Origin of the sequence: Nocardia sp. CC227C, from assembly GCF_030767025.1 — a bacterium.
Lineage (GTDB): Bacteria > Actinomycetota > Actinomycetes > Mycobacteriales > Mycobacteriaceae > Nocardia.
The window spans coordinates 1-21432 of sequence record NZ_JASITE010000034.1 but is presented as its reverse complement, the minus strand read 5'-3'; the positions used below and the strand labels follow the sequence as shown (position 1 = coordinate 21432).

At 67.5% G+C, this 21432-nt stretch carries 21 protein-coding genes, 1 tRNA gene and 1 pseudogene; 11 read left to right on the top strand and 12 right to left on the bottom strand.

Features of this window, described 5'->3' with window-relative positions; translation table 11 throughout:
• Positions 1 to 386: 386 nt before the first annotated feature.
• Entirely contained in the window at positions 387 to 800 is a 414-nt protein-coding gene (locus QMO76_RS35055) for a DUF5318 domain-containing protein (protein WP_081592817.1), read from the bottom strand.
• Positions 801 to 1076: 276 nt separating this feature from the next.
• Here QMO76_RS35055 and QMO76_RS35050 point away from each other — a divergent pair, with 276 nt between their 5' ends.
• Together QMO76_RS35050 and QMO76_RS35045 are read left to right on the top strand one after the other, a co-directional pair.
• On the top strand, positions 1077 to 1634 hold the full coding sequence (locus QMO76_RS35050; protein WP_029930357.1) for a PadR family transcriptional regulator: 558 nt from the start codon (positions 1077 to 1079) through the stop codon (positions 1632 to 1634).
• On the top strand, positions 1627 to 2727 hold the full coding sequence (locus QMO76_RS35045; protein ID WP_306365675.1) for an inositol-3-phosphate synthase: 1101 nt from the start codon (positions 1627 to 1629) through the stop codon (positions 2725 to 2727). The genes QMO76_RS35050 and QMO76_RS35045 overlap by 8 nt, the downstream gene beginning before the upstream one ends.
• Positions 2728 to 2851: 124 nt before the next feature.
• Here QMO76_RS35045 and QMO76_RS35040 read toward each other — a convergent pair whose 3' ends face one another.
• The 6 genes from QMO76_RS35040 to QMO76_RS35015 all read right to left on the bottom strand — a co-directional run bounded on the left by QMO76_RS35040 (position 2852) and on the right by QMO76_RS35015 (position 9508).
• Positions 2852 to 3283, bottom strand: a complete 432-nt coding sequence (locus QMO76_RS35040; protein WP_306365674.1) for a GyrI-like domain-containing protein — start codon at positions 3281 to 3283, stop codon at positions 2852 to 2854.
• A gap of 4 nt (positions 3284 to 3287) precedes the next feature.
• The gene (locus tag QMO76_RS35035) at positions 3288 to 3758 is read right to left on the bottom strand and encodes a GyrI-like domain-containing protein (protein ID WP_306365673.1); all 471 of its coding nucleotides are present in this window, start codon (positions 3756 to 3758) and stop codon (positions 3288 to 3290) included.
• Between the two features lie 166 nt (positions 3759 to 3924).
• Positions 3925 to 6126: a transglycosylase domain-containing protein gene (locus QMO76_RS35030; protein WP_306365672.1), complete on the bottom strand. Its 2202-nt coding sequence runs from the start codon at positions 6124 to 6126 to the stop codon at positions 3925 to 3927.
• A gap of 97 nt (positions 6127 to 6223) precedes the next feature.
• Positions 6224 to 7102 carry a carbohydrate ABC transporter permease gene (locus QMO76_RS35025; protein WP_306365671.1) on the bottom strand — a complete coding sequence of 293 codons (879 nt, stop codon included), beginning with the start codon at positions 7100 to 7102 and terminating at the stop codon, positions 6224 to 6226.
• Complete coding sequence (locus QMO76_RS35020) at positions 7102 to 8067, bottom strand: carbohydrate ABC transporter permease (protein WP_306365679.1); 966 nt, start codon at positions 8065 to 8067, stop codon at positions 7102 to 7104. The genes QMO76_RS35025 and QMO76_RS35020 overlap by 1 nt, the downstream gene beginning before the upstream one ends.
• A 139-nt stretch (positions 8068 to 8206) precedes the next feature.
• Positions 8207 to 9508, bottom strand: coding sequence for an ABC transporter substrate-binding protein (locus QMO76_RS35015; protein ID WP_306365670.1), 1302 nt, complete (start codon positions 9506 to 9508; stop codon positions 8207 to 8209).
• Between the two features lie 149 nt (positions 9509 to 9657).
• Between QMO76_RS35015 and QMO76_RS35010 the strand changes: the two genes are divergently transcribed.
• The 3 genes from QMO76_RS35010 to QMO76_RS35000 all read left to right on the top strand — a co-directional run bounded on the left by QMO76_RS35010 (position 9658) and on the right by QMO76_RS35000 (position 12435).
• Positions 9658 to 10551, top strand: coding sequence for a DUF2786 domain-containing protein (locus QMO76_RS35010; RefSeq protein ID WP_306365669.1), 894 nt, complete (start codon positions 9658 to 9660; stop codon positions 10549 to 10551).
• Entirely contained in the window at positions 10545 to 11054 is a 510-nt protein-coding gene (locus QMO76_RS35005; protein ID WP_306365678.1) for a TIGR04338 family metallohydrolase, read from the top strand. The genes QMO76_RS35010 and QMO76_RS35005 overlap by 7 nt, the downstream gene beginning before the upstream one ends.
• Before the next feature lie 550 nt (positions 11055 to 11604).
• Positions 11605 to 12435 carry an NAD(P)H-binding protein gene (locus QMO76_RS35000; RefSeq protein WP_306365668.1) on the top strand — a complete coding sequence of 277 codons (831 nt, stop codon included), beginning with the start codon at positions 11605 to 11607 and terminating at the stop codon, positions 12433 to 12435.
• 91 nt (positions 12436 to 12526) lie between these two features.
• Here the strand turns inward: QMO76_RS35000 and QMO76_RS34995 are convergent, their stop codons facing one another.
• Positions 12527 to 13510, bottom strand: coding sequence for an o-succinylbenzoate synthase (locus QMO76_RS34995; protein ID WP_306365667.1), 984 nt, complete (start codon positions 13508 to 13510; stop codon positions 12527 to 12529).
• A gap of 1125 nt (positions 13511 to 14635) precedes the next feature.
• Between QMO76_RS34995 and QMO76_RS34990 the strand changes: the two genes are divergently transcribed.
• The gene (locus tag QMO76_RS34990; RefSeq protein ID WP_306365666.1) at positions 14636 to 14974 is read left to right on the top strand and encodes a hypothetical protein; all 339 of its coding nucleotides are present in this window, start codon (positions 14636 to 14638) and stop codon (positions 14972 to 14974) included.
• A gap of 7 nt (positions 14975 to 14981) precedes the next feature.
• Here the strand turns inward: QMO76_RS34990 and QMO76_RS34985 are convergent, their stop codons facing one another.
• Positions 14982 to 16145, bottom strand: coding sequence for a CHAP domain-containing protein (locus QMO76_RS34985; protein WP_306365665.1), 1164 nt, complete (start codon positions 16143 to 16145; stop codon positions 14982 to 14984).
• Positions 16146 to 16301: 156 nt separating this feature from the next.
• Between QMO76_RS34985 and QMO76_RS34980 the strand changes: the two genes are divergently transcribed.
• Positions 16302 to 16631 carry a hypothetical protein gene (locus QMO76_RS34980; RefSeq protein ID WP_306365664.1) on the top strand — a complete coding sequence of 110 codons (330 nt, stop codon included), beginning with the start codon at positions 16302 to 16304 and terminating at the stop codon, positions 16629 to 16631.
• Positions 16632 to 16706: 75 nt separating this feature from the next.
• Positions 16707 to 16779: transfer RNA gene (locus tag QMO76_RS34975), tRNA-Lys, on the top strand.
• Positions 16780 to 16890: 111 nt separating this feature from the next.
• On the opposite strand, the gene QMO76_RS34970 is transcribed toward QMO76_RS34975, so the two are convergent.
• Positions 16891 to 17538, bottom strand: coding sequence for a tyrosine-type recombinase/integrase (locus QMO76_RS34970; RefSeq protein WP_306365677.1), 648 nt, complete (start codon positions 17536 to 17538; stop codon positions 16891 to 16893).
• Positions 17539 to 17826: 288 nt separating this feature from the next.
• Positions 17827 to 18567 (bottom strand): annotated as a pseudogene (locus tag QMO76_RS34965) (IS30 family transposase); the annotation flags it as partial.
• Here QMO76_RS34965 and QMO76_RS34960 point away from each other — a divergent pair.
• Both QMO76_RS34960 and QMO76_RS34955 read left to right on the top strand, forming a co-directional pair.
• Complete coding sequence (locus QMO76_RS34960) at positions 18564 to 19454, top strand: IS3 family transposase (protein ID WP_306365676.1); 891 nt, start codon at positions 18564 to 18566, stop codon at positions 19452 to 19454. The pseudogene QMO76_RS34965 and the gene QMO76_RS34960 sit on opposite strands and share 4 nt — an antisense overlap.
• 202 nt (positions 19455 to 19656) lie before the next feature.
• A complete protein-coding gene (locus QMO76_RS34955; protein ID WP_306365663.1) occupies positions 19657 to 19833 on the top strand; it encodes a hypothetical protein in 177 nt (58 codons plus the stop codon).
• A 189-nt stretch (positions 19834 to 20022) separates the two neighbouring features.
• On the opposite strand, the gene QMO76_RS34950 is transcribed toward QMO76_RS34955, so the two are convergent.
• The gene (locus tag QMO76_RS34950; protein ID WP_306365662.1) at positions 20023 to 20847 is read right to left on the bottom strand and encodes a MerR family transcriptional regulator; all 825 of its coding nucleotides are present in this window, start codon (positions 20845 to 20847) and stop codon (positions 20023 to 20025) included.
• Between the two features lie 311 nt (positions 20848 to 21158).
• Here QMO76_RS34950 and QMO76_RS34945 point away from each other — a divergent pair.
• A partial coding sequence (locus QMO76_RS34945; protein ID WP_306365661.1) for a hypothetical protein occupies positions 21159 to 21432 on the top strand: 274 nt, incomplete at its 3' end.

The following is a 21432-nucleotide window of genomic DNA, read 5'->3' as shown; positions in this document are numbered from 1 at the left end:
GCCCGGCCGGCGCGGGGGCTGACCGCCCTGCGGCGGCATCGGCCCGCGGCCCGGCTGCGGCGGGCGGGGCGGCGGATAGCCACCCGGGCCAGGCTGCGGTGCCCGTCGAGTCGGGTCGCCGTTCGGCCCCGGACGACCGGCGCCCGGCGGACGCGCACCCGGCGGGGGTCCCGCCGGCCGGGGCGGCGGATAGCCGCCGGGGCCGGGAGTGGAACCGCCACGCTGGGGGCGGCCGCGGGGCGGTCCGTCGTCATAGGGCGAATTCACAGCCTGGATCTCCAATAACTCTGATCGGGTTGCTCGGGCGGGTATGCCCGCGGGCGTTCGGTGTCCCTACAGGACCTCGGTACACACGGGCTCCGCGTTTCAGCGGTCGGTGTGGCCTTTCATTCGGCGGCGGTCCGGCGGGTTCCCGCACGGCGGCGGCGGGCCGGTGTCGGGGCGTTGCCCAGCACGTAGGACTGCACCAGATGGTTCCAACTGCACGTCCGGCACACCTCGACGACGTGTACCGAGAATTCCTCACGGCTCTCGGCCATCCGAACCAATTCCTCCGGGGTGCGGGCCGAACCCGCGACCGGCCCCAGCCCGTCGCCGAACACCCACGATACGAGAGTGAGCTGCTCTTTCCGGCAGATCGGGCATGTGACCTCGCTCCCGCGTCCGTGAAACTTGGCCGCACGCAACAGGTACGGATTCGCATCACACACTTCGGCGACACCGACGCGGCCCGCGTAGACGTCGGCCAGCAGCGACCGGCGCCGGAGCGCGTAGTCCACTACCTGCCGCTGTATTCGCACGGCACCAGAGTACTTGCTCCGACCCACACCTCGCCGGGCCGATCTGAGACTCTCCACACTCTCCCCACTCGCTCGACGGCCGTCCGTCCGCGGCCACTCGCACCCGCGAGAACGCCCCGATCCCGTCGCGGCAACCTATCTGTTCGGGGTGAACAGGGCCGCGAACCGCCGCAGCGAAGCGGATGCAATCAGACACAGATGTATCGGTGCGATATAGTTTGGAATCGCATCCATCGGTTAGGTCTGAAGAGAACAGTCAGGAGGGGGTGAGGCCCGGTGCTCGAGTTGGCAATCCTCGGGCTGCTCCTCGAATCGCCCATGCACGGCTACGAGCTGCGCAAGCGATTGACAGGTCTGCTGGGTCCGTTCCGGGCCTTCTCCTACGGGTCGCTGTATCCGACCCTGCGGCGTATGCAGGCCGACGGTCTCATCGCGGAGCAGAGTCCCCAGGGGCTCGCCACGCGACGGGCCCGCAGGGTTTACAACCTGACCGAGACCGGCCGGGAGCGGTTCAGCGAACTGCTGGCCGACACCGGTCCGCAGAACTACACCGACGACGGCTTCGGCGTTCATCTCGCCTTCTTCAGCCGCACCCCCGCGGAGGCGCGGATGCGAATTCTGGAGGGGCGGCGCAGGCAAGTCGAGGAGCGCCGAGAAGGACTGCGGGAGGCGATCAAGCGTGCCAGTGGGCAGCTCGACCGCTACACCCGCCAGCTCCATCAACTCGGTCTCGAATCAAGCGAGCGCGAGGTGCGCTGGCTCAACGAGTTGATCGCCGCGGAGCAATCGACCAAGGCGGCACCACAGAAAGAGGGAAATATCGGCCATGACTGACATCAATACGGCTGGGGGCGCCACCGAAGTTCGCGTGGCCATCGTAGGTGTGGGCAACTGCGCGTCCTCCCTGGTGCAGGGTGTGCAGTACTACAAGGACGCGGACGAGTCGTCGACCGTTCCGGGTCTCATGCACGTCAAGTTCGGCCCCTATCACATCCGCGACGTGAAGTTCGTCGCCGCGTTCGACGTCGACGCCAAGAAGGTCGGTTTCGACCTGTCCGACGCGATCTTCGCGAGCGAGAACAACACCATCAAGATCTCCGATGTGCCGCCGACCGGTGTCACCGTGCAGCGCGGCCCGACCCTGGACGGCATCGGCAAGTACTACGCCGAGACCATCGAGCTCTCCGAGGCCGACCCGGTCGACGTGGTCAAGGCCCTGAAGGACGCCGAGGTCGACGTGCTGGTGTCCTACCTGCCGGTGGGCTCCGAGGAGGCCGACAAGTTCTACGCGCAGTGCGCCATCGACGCGAACGTGGCGTTCGTCAACGCGCTGCCGGTCTTCATCGCCTCCGATCCGGTGTGGGCGCGGAAATTCACCGACGCGGGCGTCCCGATCGTCGGCGACGACATCAAGTCGCAGGTCGGCGCGACCATCACGCACCGCGTGATGGCCAAGCTGTTCGAGGACCGCGGTGTGCAGCTCGACCGCACCATGCAGCTGAACGTCGGCGGCAACATGGACTTCAAGAACATGCTCGAGCGGGATCGCCTGGAGTCCAAGAAGATCTCCAAGACCCAGGCCGTCACCAGCAACCTGAAGAAGGAGATGGGCGCGAACGACGTGCACATCGGCCCGTCCGACCACGTGGGCTGGCTGGACGACCGCAAGTGGGCGTACGTGCGCCTGGAGGGCCGCGCCTTCGGTGATGTGCCGCTGAACCTGGAGTACAAGCTCGAGGTGTGGGACTCGCCGAACTCGGCGGGCATCATCATCGACGCCGTGCGCGCCGCCAAGATCGCCAAGGACCGCGGCATCGGCGGACCGGTCATCCCGGCCTCCGCCTACCTGATGAAGTCCCCGCCGCAGCAGCTGGCCGACGATGTCGCCCGCGCGCAGCTGGAGGCGTTCATCATCGGCGCGGACTAGCGCCCCGCTCGCATCCCGTAACTGAACGAAGCCCCGGTCGGATCCGTCCGGCCGGGGCTTCGGCTCGTCCGGCCCGGCGATCCGATCGCGGGGCCGAACCCGGTGCTCGATGCGGCCCGCTCCCTCAGTCGAGCGAGACGTACACCTCCACCGACGCCGGGCCGGTGTAGCGCTCGACCTCCGCGGTGTGCGAGCGCGTGATCTTGCCGGCGCTCTCCGCCTTGGCGACCTTGGCCCAGGCGGTGCGGAGCAGATCGTACGGCTTGTCGGTCACCACGAATTTGGCGTAGCGGCCGGACGGGATGCGGGTCAGCACGTCGCCGACGTCGAGCTGGTCGAGATCGGTGAGTTCGTAGCCCAACACCGCCACGGCGTGATCGTTCTGCCCGATGTAGGCCGCCACGCGGTCGGCACGCTTCTCCCGGGACAGATAGCGGTCCCAGGTGAAGTTCACCAGATCGAGGTCGCGTGCGGTGACCTCGCGTCCGGCCAGCGGCACCGTCAGCCCGCCGATGAGTGCCTCGTCCAGGATGACGATTTCGAAGTCCACGGTCATCCCCCTACGCCTTGTCCCGGCCGTCGGCCGAGTTCGGATCGAGCGCCACGAACACCTCCACGGTGTGCATATCCGGATAGTGCTCGAAATCCCCGGTGTACGCGCGGGTGATGGCGCCGCTCGCCTCCAGGTCCCACACCGCCCGCCAGATCGACACGATGGTGTCGCCCAGATTGTCCCCGCTGCGGGTGAACCGCGCGAAGACGCCGGCCGGGATGCGAGCCATGACGTCGCCCGGCTCCAGGTCGGCGAGGGTCTCGCAGCGGTAGCCGACGATATGGGTCAGATACGAGCCGATCTCGGGCGCGTGGTCGACATACGCGGTGGCCGGAGGTCCGGGCAGGTTGCGGGAGAGGTTGCGCTTCCACGCCTCCTCGACCTTCGCGCGGCGCGGTCCCTCGACCGCGAGCGCCGGACTGCGTAGCACCGTTCCGGCTACCAGCGTTTCGTGGCGTTCAACGACATTGAATTCCACCGGCGTCGCCCCTATGTCTCGTGCTGTATCCCACCCGCGTCTACTCCACCCGCATCCTGCCACCGCCCGTTCCGGCGGTTGGCACCGGTGGCGGTTTCCACCATATCGGGGGGTTGGTCCGAATGGGTCCGCTAACCGTTTTCCATGATCAACACCTGTGTCCACATCAGCCGGGTACCGGGATGCTGAGGCCCGGGAATATCTCGACCTGCCGCGGTGGCGGCGCGGGCGGGATGACCACGACCGGTGCCTGTTGTGCGCCCTGCTGCGGATCGAGTATGTCGAATCCGCTCGACTCTGACGAGTCTTCATAGGGCACCGGGTGGGGAAATTGTTCCACCGGTGTACCGACCAGCGCCCCGTCCATGGTCTGCTTCCAGATATCCGCGGGCAGTCCGGACCCGTAGACGGCCGCACCCCCCGCTGTCCGAATAGGCTGGGATTGTTCGGTTCCCACCCACACCGCGGTGGACAGCGACGGCGTGAAGCCGACCATCCAGGCATCCTTGTTCTGCCCGGTCTCCCCCAACTGCGTGGTGCCGGTCTTGGCCGCCGAGGGCCGCCCGCCGGCGAGGGCGTGGCCATTGGAGTAGGCGGCGATGGGCAGCATGGCCTGGGCGGTGGTGTCGGCCACGGAGGCCTGGAAACGCTGTTGCGGCGGCGCCGCGCCGTCCTCGCGGTCCAGCAGCACCCGACCGTCGCCGGTGATCACCCGCTGCACGAAATATGGTGTGCGATAAGCGCCGTGCGCCGCGATGGTCGCGTACGCCGACGCCATGTCGATGGGCCGCACCGAATACGCCCCGAGCACGATGGCGGGCAGCGGCGGACCGCCGTTCTCCGACAGGGTCTTACCGGGCACCCCGGGAATCTCCTGTGGGATACCGGCCTGGTGCGCGGCGTCGGCAATGGCCTTCGGCCCCGCGAACAGTGCCTGCGACAGCCGGTAGAAGCTGGTGTTGAGCGAGCGTTTGAACGCCTCGGCCATCGAACAGGTGCCGCAGCTCTCGTCGCCGACGTTGTGGACCTTCTCCCCGTTCACGGTGATGGGCGAGCTGTCGATCTTGTAGCCCAGCGTGATGCCCTGCTGTAGCGCCGCCAGCACCGCGAAAGTCTTGAAGGCCGAACCGGTTTGCAGCGGGGCCTGCGCGAAATCGAAGCCGGTCCCGTCCGCGCCGCCGTAGTAGGCGCGCACCGCGCCGCTGCGCGGATCGATGGAGACCACCGCGGTGCGCAGTTCCGCGGGCTGTCCGCCGAGTGCATCCCCGACCGCCGCCAGCGCCGCCTGCTGGGCACGGGCGTCGATGGTCGTGACGATCTGCAGCGCACCGGTATTGAGTTCGTGCTCGCTGATCCCGGCGGCGCGCAGCTCGCGCAGCACCTGGGCCCGGATGAGCCCCTCCGGACCGCGCGCGGAATTGTCGTCGACCAATCGGGTGACGGGCACGATGTCCGGGAACCGCACCGCCGCGCGCTCGGCGCTCGGCAGCACCCCCATTTCCACCATGCCGTCGAGCACATAGGCCCAGCGGTACTTCAGATCGTCGAGATGGGTCTCAGGGTCCAGGATCGAGGGGGTGCGCACCAGCGCGGCCAGCACCGCGCTCTCGGCGAGGGTGAGTTCGGGGACCGGCTTCTCGAAGTACGCCTTGGCGGCGGCGGCGATTCCGTACGCGCCGCGCCCGTAATAGATGGTGTTCAGATAGGCGGCGAGAATGTCGTCCTTGGTCCACTGGCGGGCCATTTTGGCGGAGATGATGAGTTCGCGCATTTTGCGGTTCAGGGTCCGCTCGGAGCTCAGGAAGGCGTTCTTCACGTACTGCTGGGTAATGGTCGAGCCACCACCCGCGTCCTCGCGTCCGGTGAGATTGTCGCGTGCGGCGCGCACGAAGGCCGACAGCGAATAGCCCGGATTGGTGTAGAAGTCGCGGTCCTCGGCCGAGAGCATGGCCAAGCGCATGTGCTCCGGCACGTCGGCGAGCGGGATCGGCAGCCGATTGCCCTCCGGTGGCACCACCTTCGCGATGACCGAGGTGCCGTCGGCGGCGAGGATGGTGGCGATCTGATTGGTCTGCACCGCGTTCGGATCGGGAATCTCGGCGCTCCAGTACGCCAGCCCGAACAGCAGCGCCGGCACCGCCACGAAGATCATGAACAGCGACAGCAGCACCCGCAGGATCCGCTGCCCGCGCGTCCGGCGCGGTCGCCGCGCTCCGCCCTCGGCCGGTGCCCGCCGCCGCGGCCGCGCACTCCGGTGCTGTGCCTGCCGTCGCGAGGTGACCGTCGCCAGTTCGTTCCATCCGGCCATACTGGAATACGGCGGCGGCTCCGGATTGCGGCCGCGCGGACGGAACGAGCTCACGAGCATCTCCTTCCGGAGCGTCGACAAAGCCTGCGTACGGGAGAAGCGCCGCGGCCCAGCGTGCGGCGCGACCCATGCTAGTGGACGCGACCCGGATCCGGGCTCAGCTCTTGACGCCGCCCGCGGTGAGACCGGAGATGATGCGGCGCTGGAACATCAGGACCATGATCACCAGCGGAATGGTGACGATGGTGCCCGCCGCCATGATCGCCGCGTAGGGCTGGACCTGCGGATCGTTACCGGAGAACCGGGCCACCGCGACCGTCACCGGCTCGGTCTTGTCCGAGGAGAGCAGCCGCGCCAGCAGGTACTCGTTGACCGCCGCGATGAAGGCCAGGATGGCCGTGGTGAATACGGCCGGCGCGGCCAGCGGCAGCATGATCAGGCGGAACGCCTGGAAGCGTGACGCGCCGTCGATGCGCGCGGCCTCCTCCAGCTCCCAGGGCAGGTCACTGAAGAACGACGCCAGGATGTACACCGTCATGGGCAGCACGAACGAGATGTTCGGGATGATCATGGCCTGGTACTGCCCGATCCACCCGATATCGGTGAACAGCTGGAACAGCGGGGTCACCAGCACCACCACCGGGAACATGGACGCCGACAGGATCAGCCCCGCCACCAGGTACTTGCCCTTGAACGCCAGCCGCGCCAGCGCGTACGCCGCCATGACGCCGACGACGAGCGCGATGACCGTGGTGACCGACCCGATGATGACGCTGTTGACCAGCGCCCGCCCGAAGTCGTTGCCGCGACTGGTGTCGAAGGCGTTGCGGAAGTTCTCGAAGGTCACATGGGTGGGCCACGGCGTGTTGTCGAAGGTGTAGGCCGGATCGCGCAGCGCCGTGACGACCATCCAGTAGAACGGCCCCAGCCCCCAGATCAGGATGATCAGCGCGCCCAGATAGACCCGGCCGTTGGTGAGCCGCTTGACCCACGGGGTCGTCTGCCGCACCCGCGGTGTAGCGGTGGCCGTCGTCATCAGTGCGCCTCCCGCTGCTCTTCCTGGGTGCGAACCGCATTGGCCCCCAGGAACTTCACCAGCACGAACGCCACCGCGAATATCAACAGGAAGGTGATCATCGACAGCGCCGCCGCGCTATTGGGCCCCTGTCGCACCTGATCCACCACCAGCATGGAGATGGTGCGGGTATTGGGGTTGTTCATGGTCATGATGGCGGGCAGGTCGTACATGCGCAGCGCGTCCATGGTGCGGAACAGGATCGCCACCATGAGCGCGGGCTTGAGCAGCGGCAGCGTGATGTGCACGAACCGCTGCCACGCCGACGCGCCGTCCACGCGGGCCGCCTCGTACACCCCGTCCGGAATCACCTGGAGTCCGGCCAGGATGAGCAGCGCCATGAACGGAGCGGTCTTCCACACGTCGGCCGCGATGACCGCGAACCGCGACGGCCACTCCTCCGCGGTCCACAGGATGCTGGTGCCGAGCACGCGGTTGACCACGCCGTCGTACTGGAACATGAACTCCCACAGCCGCGCGGTGACGGCGGTGGGGATGGCCCACGGAATGAGCACCGCCGCGCGCAGCAGGCCGCGCCCGGCGAAGGTCTTGCCCATGATCATGGCCATGCCCAGGCCGACCAGCACCTCCAGGCTCACGGTGACCACGGTGAAGAACAGCGTGACGCCGATGGCCAGCCAGAACGCCGAACCCAGGTTGCCGGTGGGGCAGGAGACGGTGTTGCCGAGCGAATCGCGGCACTGCTGGAGCAGCCAGTGCGTGTAGTTCTCCAGCCCGGCGCTGCCGCCCTCGACGAACATGCCGGTGGACGGGTCCAGGCCGGAGTCCTTCTGGAAGGACATGATCACGGCCTGGACCACCGGGTAGCCGATCACGACGGCCAGGGTGATCAGCACCGGTGCGACGAACAGCCAGGCCCGGCCCGAGCCGGCGAAGACATTGCGGCTGGACCGCTTCCTCTGCACCGGTTCGGTGGCTGGTTCTTTCGGGCTGGGCGTCGCGACATCGGTCGCTCCCGAAGGACGTGACACCGTATTTCTCTCCTACGGGACTGACTCGGTTAGCTACGGGACAGCGCGGTGGACTCCAACACCGCCGAATCGGTTACGACCCGGCGGTCTCGATGCCCTGCTGCATCCCCGTAATCGCCTCGTCGACGGTCTTGCGTCCCTCCAGGGCAGCATAAGCGTTGTCCTGCACGGCCTTCGAGACGGCCGGGTAGAACGGCGTCACCGGACGCGGCACCGCCGAGGCGATGGATTCCTTGAGCGCGGGCAGGTACGGCATCTTGGCGATGAGTGCCGGATCGTCGTACATGGAGGCCCGCACCGACGGCAGCGCGCCGGAGGCGACGATGTGCTGGGCGTCCTCGCTGATCAGGAAGCGCAGGAAGTCGAGCGCGGTGGCCTTGTTCTCGGAGTAGGCGCTGATGGCGGCGTTGTAGCCACCGAGGGTGGAAGCGCCGACGCCGTCCTTGCCGGGCAGCGGGGCCACCCCGTACTTGCCGATCACCGCGGAGCCCTCGCCGCCGGCGATGCCGTAGAACGACGGCCAGGTGCGCAGGAACATCAGGTTGCCCTGGGCGAACGCGTTCTGCGACTCGGTCTCGGTGAAGGAGATGGCCTCCTTCGGGATGTCACCGTTCTTGTAGGCGTCCACCAGCACCGACAGACCGGCGCGCGACTCCGCGCTGTCGACGGTCGGGGTCTTGCCGTCCGGGCCGACGAAGGTGCCGCCGTAGGCGTTGATCACCTCGGCGGTGTTCACGGTCAGACCTTCGTAGGGCGCGAGCTGACCGGCGTAGCAGCCGATATTGTTCTCCCGCGCGACCGGGCACATGGACAGCATCTCCGACCAGGTCTTGGGCGGGTTGGGCACCAGGTCGGTGCGGTAGAACAGCAGGCCGCCGTTGGTATTGCGCGGCGCGGCGTACAGGGTGCCGTTGTAGGTGGCGCTCGCGACCGGCGGGGACAGCAGCGTCGAGGTGTCGATGGCGAAGGAGTCCTGCAGCGGCTGGATCCAGCCCTTCGCGGCGAACTCGGCGGTCCACGGCACGTCCAGGGCGACCACGTCGTAGTCCGCGGACTTGGCCTGCAGATGCTGCTTGAGGTCGTCGTACTGCTGGGAGGCGTCGTTCGACTGCTCCTTGAACGTCACCAGCTCATCCGGGTGCGCGGCGTTCCAGCGGTCGATGAGCTGCTTGACCGCACCGGTGTCGGTGGTGTCCTTGCCCTCGACGTAGGTGATCGGTCCGCGCCCGGTGAGGTTCTCCGAGGCGGCATCACTACCGCTGTCGCTCGAGCAGCCGGTGGCGAATGTCGCCGTCAGCAACGCCGCACCCGCGGCCGCCAATGCGGCTCGTGGCATGAGCGACTTACGTAGGGACGACACCTTCTTCAAAGCCATCGCGGTAACTCCAGGGGTTCGAGACGTGAGCGGCGGCACACTCAGCCGTTTGCACAAGGGAAGATACATGGTCGGGTGATCTCGCGCCGGAACTACCTCACGCATTCCAGGGCCGATCGCTGTCGATACCGCCAGCTAGGCTGGGCCCGATGTCTTCCCAGGACAAGATGCTGACCAGGATCGGGGGGCTGCTCCGCCAGGCGGAGTCCACCGAGAACGAGCACGAGGCGGAAGCCTTCATGGCGGCCGCGCAGCGGCTGGCGACCCGCTCGTCGATCGATCTCGCGGTGGCGCGCTCACATGTGGCGAGCCGGGAGCGCCGACCGACGCCGGTGCAGCGGGTGATCCCCATCGGCGAGCCCGGCAAGCGGGGACTGCGCACGTACGTACAGCTTTTCGTGGCCATCGCGGCCGCCAACGACGTGCGCTGCGATGTGGCCCGCACCTCCACCCAGGTGTACGCCTACGGTTTCGACGGCGATATCGACACCTGCGAGGCGCTGTACGCCAGTCTGCTCATCCAGATGGTGCGGGCATCGGACCAGTACATCAAGTCGGGGGCGTACAAATCCGGGACCGTCGAGAAGGTGGTCACCGAGAAACGCTTCGGGCGCACGGTGCGCACGCGGGTGCGGGCCCCGGTGGCGGCGGTGACCGCGCGGCTGAACTTCCAGATGGCCTTCGCCGCCCGCATCGGCCGTCGCCTCGCCGAGGTGAAATCCGAGGTGGAGACGGAGGCGGTGCGCTCCGACGTGGTGAGAGACGCCGCCGGGGGCGACAGCGCGGCCGGTGACGGCGCGGCGAGTGCCGCCGCTGGGACCGCCAACGGCACCGCACTCGCCTTGCGCGACAAGGAGATCGCCCTGACGGACTTCTACCGGCAGACCTCCGAGGCGCGCGGTACCTGGCGTGGCCCGGAGGCGTCGGCGGGCTACTCCTCCGCGGCGCGGCGGGCGGGCGATCGCGCCGGGCGGGCCGCGCGACTGGGCACCGCACCCGAATTGGGCGCGGCGCGTGGGGAACTGCCCGGCGGCGGATCGTGACCCGCGACTTCCAGCGCGCCCGGGTCTACGACGCCGAAGCCATGGTGCGCGGCATGTTCGAGCGCTCGGAGGGATTCGGCGCGCGCACGGTGGAGTTGCACGGCTCCCAGCTGACCCTGCCCGTGGAGCGGAAATTCGCCTCGGTGGAATCGGTGCAGGATTACGTGGATCGGGTGCTGGCCCTGAACTGGGTGCGTGCGCGGTGGCCGCGAGCCGCCACACCGGTCACGGTGCGTGCGCGCGCCGGCTCCAAGGCCGCGCATTACGAGATGGCGGGAGCAGTGCTGGCGGTGCCCCTGCACGCGCACGGAAGTGCCTGGGCACTGCGCGAATTGGTGATCCTGCACGAACTAGCCCACCATCTCGAATCCGATCCGGAGAAATGCGCGCCGCACGGCCCGGAATTCTGCGACCGCTATCTGGAATTGATCGACGGTGTGATCGGACCGGAGGCCGCATTGCTCATGCGCACCACCATGCTCGGCTGCGGTGTGCGTCTCTGACGGTTGCCAGCCGCCGATCCGCTGTCATGGTCGGACGATGACCTCCTGCTCTCGAAAGGCGTACGACGCCTTCGCGCGGTGAACCCGCGCGAGTCCCGCGGATGTCTCATTCCCGCGGGATTCACCTGGTAGAACCTGTCGATGCCGCATTCCGATTACGGGACGAATGGTTGCGTTGTGGGTTGTCCACGGCACCGTCGGACCGGGCGGCAGCCGAAGCCGCCATCGGTGAGTTGCATCGTTTGCTGGGCGAGCCGCCACCGGAATTCGCGTGGGTGCCATCGCCTTCCGCCACGGCGGAGTCATCGCTGATACTGCGCGATGGCCCCGACGTTATCTCGCTTTGAAACACCGGCTGCGGCAACGGCTGTCGAACCGTATGGGCGTCGAAAGCCGACGAGCCGGAGATCGGCCGACGCAGCGGACGCCAATGCCGAACGCCATGCCGCGTCGGGGCGCCGCCGCACCGTCCTGGTCGCGGACTGAGCGATCGCGCTTGACCTGAACCGAGGTTGAGCTCCTAGCGTCGGAACCGACGAAAGGAGACGACATGACGACCTTGGTGACGGGCGCTACCGGCAATACCGGACGCCACGTGGTGGCGGAACTGGTGCGCCGGGGCGAGCAGGTGCGGGCGCTCACCCGCGATCCGCGCGCGGCGGCCGAAAAGCTGCCGCCCGCCGTGGAATTGGTGCGGGGCACGCATACCGAACCGGACTCTTTGCAGGCGGCTCTCGGCGGGGTGAGCCGCCTGCACCTCACGGTGACCGACGGTCTCGCGGCGGTCGGCCCCGAACTGGTCGCGCGGGCGGTGGCGGCGGGCGTGCGCCGGATCACCGTCGTCTGGGGCGGCATGGTGGGACCCGCGGAGCAGGCGGTGGCGGAATCCGGGGTGGAGTGGACCCGGCTGGAGCCGCAGGAATTCATGTCCAACACGCTGACCTGGGTCGATTCGATTCGCGCGGAAGGCGTGGTGCGGGAACCCTACGACCATCCGAGCGCCCTGGTACACGAGGCCGATATCGGGGCCGTCGCGGCGCTCGCCCTGCTCGAGGATGGGCACTCCGGCCGCGCCTACAACCTCACCGGACCCCGGGCGCTGACCATCGCCGAGCGGCTGCGCATCCTCTCCGACGCGGTCGGGCGCGAGCTCACCCTAGACCGCATCACCCACGAGCAGGCCGTCGAGCGGCTCATGGGCACCGGGGTGTCGCGCGCGGACGCGGAGTACGTGATCGGTTGGTACGCATCGCCGCCCAGCGAAGGCACCACCGTGGACGACACCGTCGAGCGCCTGCTCGGCCGCCCGGCCCGCACCTTCGAACAGTGGGTCGCCGAACACTCCGACCGCTTCCGACTCGAAGCGGTCGGGAGTCGCTGACAGCGCGGCGCGGGGATCGGCGGCAGGCCGATCCCGGCGCCGGGCGGTCGCGCTGGGCCGGGTGCTCGGTGCTCGGTGGCGTGGATGCTGCTCAATCCAGCAGTCGGCGCACCCGGTCCAGGCGGGCGTGCCACCAGGCGGTGCGGTCGGGGTCCGGGTGGCGGTAGCGCTCCAGCAGTCGCGGGTCCGGAGTCGGTGGGGTGCGGGGGACCGGGAGGTAGCCGTCCTCCGGGCGCACCGGGTCGGTCACCAGATCGCCGGTGAGGAGCGCGAGTGTGCCCAGGCCGCAGGCGAATTCGAGGTTCGGCAGGGCTCCGGCCAAGGCGAGCTGGGCGGAGAGCCCGATACTGGTCTCCAGGGCGGAGGACACCACGGTCGGCAGTCCGGCCGCCTCGGCCACCTGGAGGGCGCGGCTCACACCACCGAGGGGAGTGCACTTGAGCACGGCCACGTCGGCGGCCCCGGCCACCGCCACCTTCATGGGATCCTCGGCGCGCCTGATGGATTCGTCGGCGGCAATGCGCACATCGACGCGGCGGCGCACGGCCGCCAGTTCCTCGATGGTGCGGCAGGGCTGCTCGACATACTCCAATCCGCCTGCCGCACGGTCGATCTGCTTGATTTGCGCCACGGCGGTGTCCACATCCCACACCGCATTGGCGTCGACCCGGATGGCGCCCTCCGTGCCGAGCGCCTCCCGCACCGCCGCCACCCGGTCCAGATCCTCGGCGAGCGAATCGGGGTGATCGGCCACCTTCACCTTGGCGGTACGGCATCCCGACCCCGCCACGATCTCCCGGGCCCGTTCGGCATCCACCGCGGGCACCGTGCAGTTGACCGGCACCCGATCCCGCACCGGCTGCGGCCAGCCCACCGTCATCTGCTCCACGGCCGTGGCCAGCCACCCCGCCGCTTCCCGATCGTCGTACTCGGGAAACGCGCAGAACTCGCCCCACCCGCGCGGACCCGGGATGACCATCCCCTCGCGAACCGTGATCCCGCGGAAGCGAGTTCGCATGGGAATGGCGTAGACGACCGCGGCGTCGCAGTCCGGTGCACTCGGGTGCTCGTTCACCACCGGCAGCCTACTCACCACGGCGCGCGCGCCCGCGTGCGTCCTGCCACCGCCGGTCTGTGGCACTTCGACCGTGCCTTGCGCGCAGTCGGGCCGTGGAACTCGACCGTGTCCTGCGCGTCGTCAGTTTGCGCAACTCGTTCGCGTCCCGCGCGCCGTTGGTCTGTGGTGTTCGCTGGCGTCTCGGTCGCCGTCCCCGCACGGAACTCGATCACGCCTGCTCACCACCGGGCCGTGGAACCGTCCGCGCCGAGGGAATCGGAGTGGCGGTGCGGGCGCGCGCCGACAACAATGCGGAAGGTATACGTTCCACAACCGGGGGAGCCCGCCATGTCCGCGCCAGACGAACCGCGCCATCCCGGCCCGGACACTCCGCGACCACATCCCGGCCCCGGCGCGCCCCGGCATCCGGGCAGGCCGCCGCAGGGTCCACGTCAGCCGGGCGGGCCGGTGAGCCGGGAACCGGGACGGCCGCCGGAGCCGTGGGAGCCGGGTGCCGGGAGCTCGAACGCCAACCCCGTGCAGCCGACGCAGTCGCCGATTCTCCCGTTGCCGCCGCGCGGACCCGCCCCGTACCGCTCCGGTGATCCGGGTGTACCGATAGGTGGTCCAAACGGAACGCGAAAGGGTCCGGAAGGAACTCGAGGGCATCCATACGGGGGTGTTGAAGGTCTGGACGGACCTCACGGCACTCCGGGCGGGCCGCCGCCGAGTCCAAGCGAATTGCCGAAAGGTCCGAACGGGGTTGATTCACATCCGAATGGATGGTCCGCGAGTCCGAATGGACCTCTGAAGAGGCCGTCTCGACGCCCTTCGGGTCCAGGTGGACCCCTTTCAAGTCCGAGTGGACCTGCCAGTACTCCGTTCGGACCTGTTCTAGGTGCTGCTCCCGGTAGCCCGGGACGTTCGGGAGAACCGCGACCCCAGGGCCCGTCCCGGATGTTCCGCGACGCCCCACAGCAATCCGCGAGCGCGGGGGCGAGCCCAGACCTCGGACGACCTCCCGGCGGGGCGCGGCAGGGCACGGACTCCTCCGATCCGGCATCGGCAGACCACGACTCGGCGACCCGGAAGCTCGGCGCCGCAGCGGATTCCGACGTGCCGAGGCCGCTGCGGAGGAAGGATGTGCTGCTCGCGACGGCCGTCTACGCGGTCGGGGTGGTGGTCGCCCTCTTCTGGGCCTACGACCTCTTCGGCAAGGCATTCGACCTGATCCGCAACCGCTGCACCGCGCAGCGCGATTTCTCGGTGCAGTGCACCGTGATTCGGCCACCGGCGCAAGCGCTGGTCGGTTTCGTGATCGCCGGAGGCGGAATCACCCTCGCCCTCGGCTGCGCCCTGGTGCTTGCCGCGGTGGCGGCGATGACCCGGCGCAGCGCCTGGCTCTGGCCCGCCATCGCCCTGCCGGTGATCGTGATATCCGGTGCGGCCGGACATTTCCTGGTCGGCGGCGCGATCGGCTGAGCCGGGCTCAGACCAGCAGCTCTCCCGGGCGTGGATCCGCCGCGGCGGCGGAGGGCGGCTGCTTCACGACGCCGACGATCTGGCCGGAGCTGATGGTGCGCTGCTTCTCGTAGACGCCGTCGACCCCGTCCGGTCCGGTGGTGTTGCCTTCGATGGTGTAGATCGTGTCGCCTTCCCTGGCGACCACGATTCCGACGTGGTCGGGCTTGCCGCCGTCCCAGTTGAAGACGATCATGTCGCCGGGCTCGGCGTCGTAGGGGGATGCCGCCAGCCCCATGCTCTGCGCATCGTTCCAGATAGCGGGTACGTAGTTCTTGTTCGTCCAGTCGACCTGATGACCGGCTTGGTCCCACACCCAGTCGGCGTACGACGCGCACCAGGCGTCGTTGATGTTGTACGGGGCGTTCACGGAGTTGTTGCCGAATTCGCGGACGCCGAGTTGACTCCGCGCCGCGGCGAGGGCGCGGGCCGCGGGATCGGTGACGTCGGACGCCACGTAGCTCGCGTTGGTCGGCGTCCAGGGAGTGGTCCCGTTGTAGGAGGGCGCCACGGGCATGACGGGAGACGGATAGCTCATCGGTGCGGGATTCGAGCGGTCGATGTCGTCGGCGTGATTCCGGCTCTCCGTCGACGCGTTCTCCACCGCGGCGTGGACATCGGAGACCGCGTTCAGCACCAGGCGCAGCGCCTGCATGTTCTGCGCGGCGGTCAGCGGCAGGTATTCGCCGGTATTCCCGTCGGAGTCCACGTCGTGGGTATCCGTGCGTTCGGTGATGCTCCGGAGTTCGGTGTCGAGCTGTTCGATTCGCTCCTTGATCGACACGTAGGTCGAATTCGACAGGTCGAAGGTCGCGAACGCCGAGTCGCGGACCGCGTCGCCCTGCTCGTCGATCTGCCTCTTCTCCTCGTCGACCTCCCCCTGGCGGGTGGAGTAGTCCTCGGCCATCACCGCCTCGCCCGGCGGCGCGGACAAACCCTCGTCGCTGAGCAACCGCCGTTCGTCCATCCAGTTCACCAGGTCGGGTTGCCGGGCACCGTCCCCGGAGGCGAACAGCAGGATCGCGGTTTCGAAGTACTCCTCGGCGGCCTCGATGGTCGATCTCACGAAGCCGCCGGCGATCTTGGGAACATACAGATCGATGAACCCGACCAGATCCTCACGACTGGTCATGGCAGCACCGGACCCGCACTCGATCCGGCACGACGCGGTATCGGCTGGTTTGCGCACACCATCGGTTACCTCGTTCACCCATGGGCATCGGTGGTCTATCGCCGAGTATCGGGCATTCCCGGCCTTGGGAATTCCACGATCGGTCATGCTGGGTGCATGGCGCAGTCGGGGCAGCCGCCGGTGCGCTGGACGGATCGCCTTGCCACCGTGGTGATCTACGCGCTCGCGTGTGCCACGGCGGTCTTCGCGGCGAAAACCGTTCCGGTGTACGAGGTAGCGACGCATGAATCTGGCGACACCAGCTACCTCCCCCTGTCCTATGCCGTGGCCTGGTTCGGCATCGCCACCTCACTCATGCTGGTAGCCCTGTGGATAGCGCGCGCCATCCGCTGGAGAATGCCCGCCTGGCCCGTAGCCCTGATCGCCATCCCCCTCATCGCCGGTTCCTGGGTGCTCGGCTTCCTCATCGCCGTCATCTCGGCCTGACCGCATCGACCTGCGCGTTTCGGTCATTCCAGACCCTGCCTGCTATGGTTTCCGCCGCACCGCTCACCGGTGCACGCGCCATTAGCTCAATTGGCAGAGCAGCTGACTCTTAATCAGCGGGTTCGGGGTTCGAGTCCCTGATGGCGCACAGAAATCAGCCCCTGACCTGGCAGTACCGGTCAGGGGCTGTGGTCGTTTCTTCAGGCGAATCGGACCGTTCCCAAAAATATCCCAAAAATTCGCGCGCCCACCGCGTTCGTCACCCGGTTCCGCCGAAACCCCGTTCCAGCACCGCTGATGAGTCCGGCGCTTGCTCGGGTGAGGCGATGTAGTGCCGCTCGGTGATCCCCTCCCGGGAGTGCCCCAACTGCTTGGCGGCCGTCTTCGCATCTGACGCCTCCGCGATCAGTGTCGCGACCGTCTTCCGGAACGTGTACTGCGTGACATCGTTGTACAGCGTGCCCCGCGCCGCCCGCCATGTCCGGTTGAAGTTGTGCGGATCGCGCAGTACCCCGCCACGGCCGGGAAATACCAACGGAACCTTGACTTCCACCTCGACCACGCTGCCAGCCACCTCTCGCAGCGCCTTCACCGCGCACATCCCGCCGTACTCCGGATCGTCGCGCAGCCGCTTCAACATGCGCGTCGTGAACTCCGGCAGCGCGACGATCCGGTGCCCGGCATCGGTTTTCACCCACTCCTGGCGGAACAGCCCCTTCCCGGCGAGCCTGACGACCGTCGCCGTCGCCGGGACAGCATCGAGGTCGAACTGGTCCCACGATGCTGCCAGCGCTTCGCCCGGCCGCGCGCCCGAGCCGAGAATCAGATCGGCGACATCACGAGCGGATCCCGCTTCGGCCCATGCGTATAGGCGGGGGTTCCGGGAAGCTCCTTCCCGGCCAACCACTCCCGCAGTTGCGCGCGCAAGCCGTCCAGACGGTCCCGTTCGATGGTGTGGGGCTGGGTCTTGCGTCTGCGTAGCCGGGCGGTATCGCGAACCGGGTTCTCCGCGAGCGCGCCATAGCGGACAGCGACCCCCATGACGCCGGTCAGGATGACCTTGTGCAGCCGCGCCTTCGACTTCAATCCGGCCGCGACGAGAGACTGAATATGCTCGTCGAGCCGACCGGTATCGGCCTCCCAGACCCGGAGACTGCCGAGGGCGGGACGCAGCTTGACCGTATTTTCGCGGTCGATTGTTGAGTCGGTCGGCGATGGCGTCCAGTTCGGCTTGGCCATAGGCGGCGAGATCCGTCTTCTTCGGCAAGTATTGCCGTATCAGCTTGTTCGTGTTCTCGTTGGTCCCTCGCTGCCAAGGTCTGCGCGGGGCAGCGAAGAACACGTCGATGTCCGCGGCGGCGGCGAGCCGAGCGTGATCAGCCAACTCCATGCCCCGGTCCCAGGTCAGGGTGCGGCATAGCGTTTCTGGCATGGCGGCGTAGCGGCTGATCAGGGCGCCGACGACGGTTTCGGTGCGCCGGTCCGCGAGCTGCACGATGGTCAGAAAGCGTGTTTTGCGGTCCACGAGGGTGGCGACCTGACTGATCTTGCTGCCGAGAATCAGATCGCCCTCTAGATGTCCTGCGGCACTGCGTGTTTCGGCTTCCCGCGGTCGCTCCTCGATGGGACGCGCGCCGATGATCTGTGACCGCCATTGCCCTTTCACGCTGTGATGTTTGTTCTTGCGGATCGGTCTTCTGGTCCTCAGCGCCGTCTCCGCCAGATGCTTCGGTATCAGCTTCCATCTGGTGGTGTAGACGCTGCGGTAGATGGTCTCGTGGCTGATCCGCATGTCGGGATCGTCGGCGTGGTCCAGGAGCAGCCGTCGAGCGATCTGATCCGGCGACCACTCCAGTTCCAGCTTCTCCACGACATGGTCCCGCAAACGAGTATTGCGTTCCAGCAGAAGCTGTTTCGGTCGGCCCCGACGATATCGCCGAAACCGCTGGCACCGAAGCCCCTGAGGGTCAACGGTTTTCGCTCACCCGGATGGCACGGTTGCTGAAGGTCTCCACCTCCGGCTACTACCAGCACATCAAGCGCCGCGCGGCAACGGTTCTGACGCCTCGCCAGCAGCGGCGCGCGGATCTGGAAGTGAAGATCACCGAGGTCCACACCGATTCCCGTGGCATCTACGGGGCGCCACGGATCACCGCCGAGTTACGCGCCCAAGGTGAACGGGTCACCGAGAAGACCGTCGCCAAGATCATGGCCTCGATCGGGCTCGAGGGCATCAGCCCACGCACGTTCAAGGTGCGCACGACCGTGGTCGATCCGGATGCGTCGTTCCCACCGGATCTGGTTGACCGGGCCTTCGACCAGGGCCGCCTGGACGCGGCGTGGTTCACCGACATCACCTATCTCACCTGCGGGCAGGGTGAGATGTTCTTGTGCGCGATCCGTGACGGGCATTCCCGGAAAGTGCTGGGCTATGCCATCGCCGACCACATCGGCGCCGACATGGTCACCGAAGCCATCGATTCTGCGGTCGTGACGCGGAATGGGCGCTGCCGCTGCACGATCCTGCACTCCGATCGTGGCGGTGAGTTCACCGCTCACCTGACCGCGAAAGCCTGTTTCCGCCATGGGTTACGGCGATCCGTGGGCGCGACTGGGATTTGCTGGGACAACAGTCCCGCCGAATCGTTCTGGTCGAGCTTCAAGCACGAGGAATACTACCGGCACGTCTATGCAACGAAGGCCGAACTCGTTGCCGCAGTTGACAACTGGATCAATTTCTACAACACTGCCCGACGGCACTCCGCGCTCGGGATGCAAAGTCCCGACACCTTCGAGCGGTCACTGCGCGCTGTTGCTGCCTGAAAACTCGTAACCCCCTGTCCACCATTAGGGGGGAACCTCAACCATCGCAGGCCGTTCCCGTCCGCTCGACGAGCTGACCCGCCAGGCGCTGCGCGAGTGGCTCGACCACCGGCGCGCCCGGTGGCCGCACACCGCCAACCCACACCTGCTCATCAGCAAGGAAAGCGCGCTGCGCACCGGACCGGTCAGCACCACCTTCCTGATGAACCTGCGCGGCCTCACGGCCACGCTCGAGCGATTGCGCATCGACCGCCAACTCGACGAAGCCCTCGCCAGCGGCGGCGACCCACTGCACCTGAGCGCCGTATTCGGCATCGCCGACACCACCGCGATCCGCTGGGCCATCAACGCCCGAAAACTGCTCGACAGCGGCCACTGAAGGTCCCCCGTGCACAGCCAGCTACGGGTTCCCCATGGGCAGCAACTCGCGGACATCTGGCACACCGCCAGCACCCCACCCGTACATACGCTCACGCCGAATGCAGGATGTCCGTCAGCTGTCTCGAGCCGCGTTTCAGGGTCTGCAGGCCCTGGACACAGCCCGCCTCTGCGGCAGCCGCCGCCTACCTCAGGTGAGCCGGGTGTCGGCGAAGACCATCATCGCGTCGCGGTAGTACGTCGCAAGCCCAGCAGCGATACGGTCGAAATTCTCGGCGTAGGCCGGATCGTCATATGTACGAGCCAGCGCCTTGAACGCACGAGCGTCCGGCTCCCAGCTCGCGCGCATGAGCTGGTACGCCGTCTCGATCTCTGCCTGTACTGACGGGTCACTGACCGCTGTGTTGGATGCCATGAATTCGGCCATCCGAATCATCGCTGCGGTCGTTTCGCGCTGCATCCGCTCGATGTCCTCAGCGCTGAGCGAGTCGATGAACTGTTGCGACCGCTGCTGGACCTGTTCCTGATCAGGCCAATCGTCGCTTTGTACCGCCTCGTACTGGCTCGGGTCGAAGCCTTCGAAAAGGTTTTCCGGCCTGTTGATTTCGGTCACAGCTCCTGCTTCCTTCTGTATCTCGAGTTCCTCGATGGTGCGAGCAAGCGTCTGTGCCACCTGAGCGAGACGATCACGCTTGCGGGTCACCCTCGCGTGGTGCTCACGCAACGCCCGCAGGTGGTCGGTCTGCCCGTCGAGAACTGCCGCGATGTCATCGAGCGGCATGTCCAACTCCCGCAACACGAGAATCTGCTGCAATCGCAGCAGTTGTTCCTGCTCGTAGACGCGGTAACCGTTGCTACGAATACCGGCGGGCGAGAGCAGTCCAATCTCGTCGTAGTACCGCAGCGTGCGCGGCGTCACGCCGGACATGCGGGCAATCTCGGCAACAGACCAGGACACGCCCCATCCTCCTGCTCGGAACTCGGCCGGCCGATCCGGCACCTCGACGCTAAACATGCACGCAACGTGAACCTCAAGACATGCACGCAACGGTGAACGGTTGCGTCCGTCAGAGTGGTGTAGCAGCTCGCCGATCAATCCGGTGAGTGTCGAATCCCGGACATAGGGGTGGTCACCGCGTGATCCTTCAAACAGTGGTCCCGGTGCCGAGAGGCCAATTATCCTGGCTGACAACGCATTTTCTCGGCAACCGCACGCACCGGCCGCGCCCCGCTGCGCGCCGCCGGACGCCTCGGCGAGACCCCAGTGTAGTCGGGCCCCGACTCGTTCGCCTATGACCCCGCCGACCCACTCCGTCGGTGGGCGGGTTGATGCTGTTGGGCGAGACCCACGGCCAAGACAACCGCGACATCGAAGCCCGGCCTGACGTTCTGGTGTACACCGGCGAACGCCTCGACCGCGATCTCGATGTCATCGGCGGAGGTCAGCGCCACCACCACACACCTCGCCCAAACGTGCCGCGAGCGGTCACGAGCCTGCCCACTGCGGTCAGGCCGGACTACATCGGTGCATCGCGTAGCCGAGCGCGTTCGCGCACGCTGGTACGTCGTTGTGGTGGTGACGAATTGACGCGCGGCGGGG

Coding starts and splice junctions, on each gene's coding strand:
- QMO76_RS35045 (WP_306365675.1), top strand. CDS start 1,627: ATGACTGACATCAATACGGCTGGGGGCGCCACCGAAGTTCGCGTGGCC.
- QMO76_RS35040 (WP_306365674.1), bottom strand. CDS start 3,283: ATGACCGTGGACTTCGAAATCGTCATCCTGGACGAGGCACTCATCGGC.
- QMO76_RS35030 (WP_306365672.1), bottom strand. CDS start 6,126: ATGCTCGTGAGCTCGTTCCGTCCGCGCGGCCGCAATCCGGAGCCGCCG.
- QMO76_RS35025 (WP_306365671.1), bottom strand. CDS start 7,102: ATGACGACGGCCACCGCTACACCGCGGGTGCGGCAGACGACCCCGTGG.
- QMO76_RS35015 (WP_306365670.1), bottom strand. CDS start 9,508: ATGGCTTTGAAGAAGGTGTCGTCCCTACGTAAGTCGCTCATGCCACGA.
- QMO76_RS35010 (WP_306365669.1), top strand. CDS start 9,658: ATGTCTTCCCAGGACAAGATGCTGACCAGGATCGGGGGGCTGCTCCGC.
- QMO76_RS35000 (WP_306365668.1), top strand. CDS start 11,605: ATGACGACCTTGGTGACGGGCGCTACCGGCAATACCGGACGCCACGTG.
- QMO76_RS34985 (WP_306365665.1), bottom strand. CDS start 16,145: ATGACCAGTCGTGAGGATCTGGTCGGGTTCATCGATCTGTATGTTCCC.
- QMO76_RS34980 (WP_306365664.1), top strand. CDS start 16,302: ATGGCGCAGTCGGGGCAGCCGCCGGTGCGCTGGACGGATCGCCTTGCC.
- QMO76_RS34955 (WP_306365663.1), top strand. CDS start 19,657: ATGAACCTGCGCGGCCTCACGGCCACGCTCGAGCGATTGCGCATCGAC.
- QMO76_RS34950 (WP_306365662.1), bottom strand. CDS start 20,847: ATGTTTAGCGTCGAGGTGCCGGATCGGCCGGCCGAGTTCCGAGCAGGA.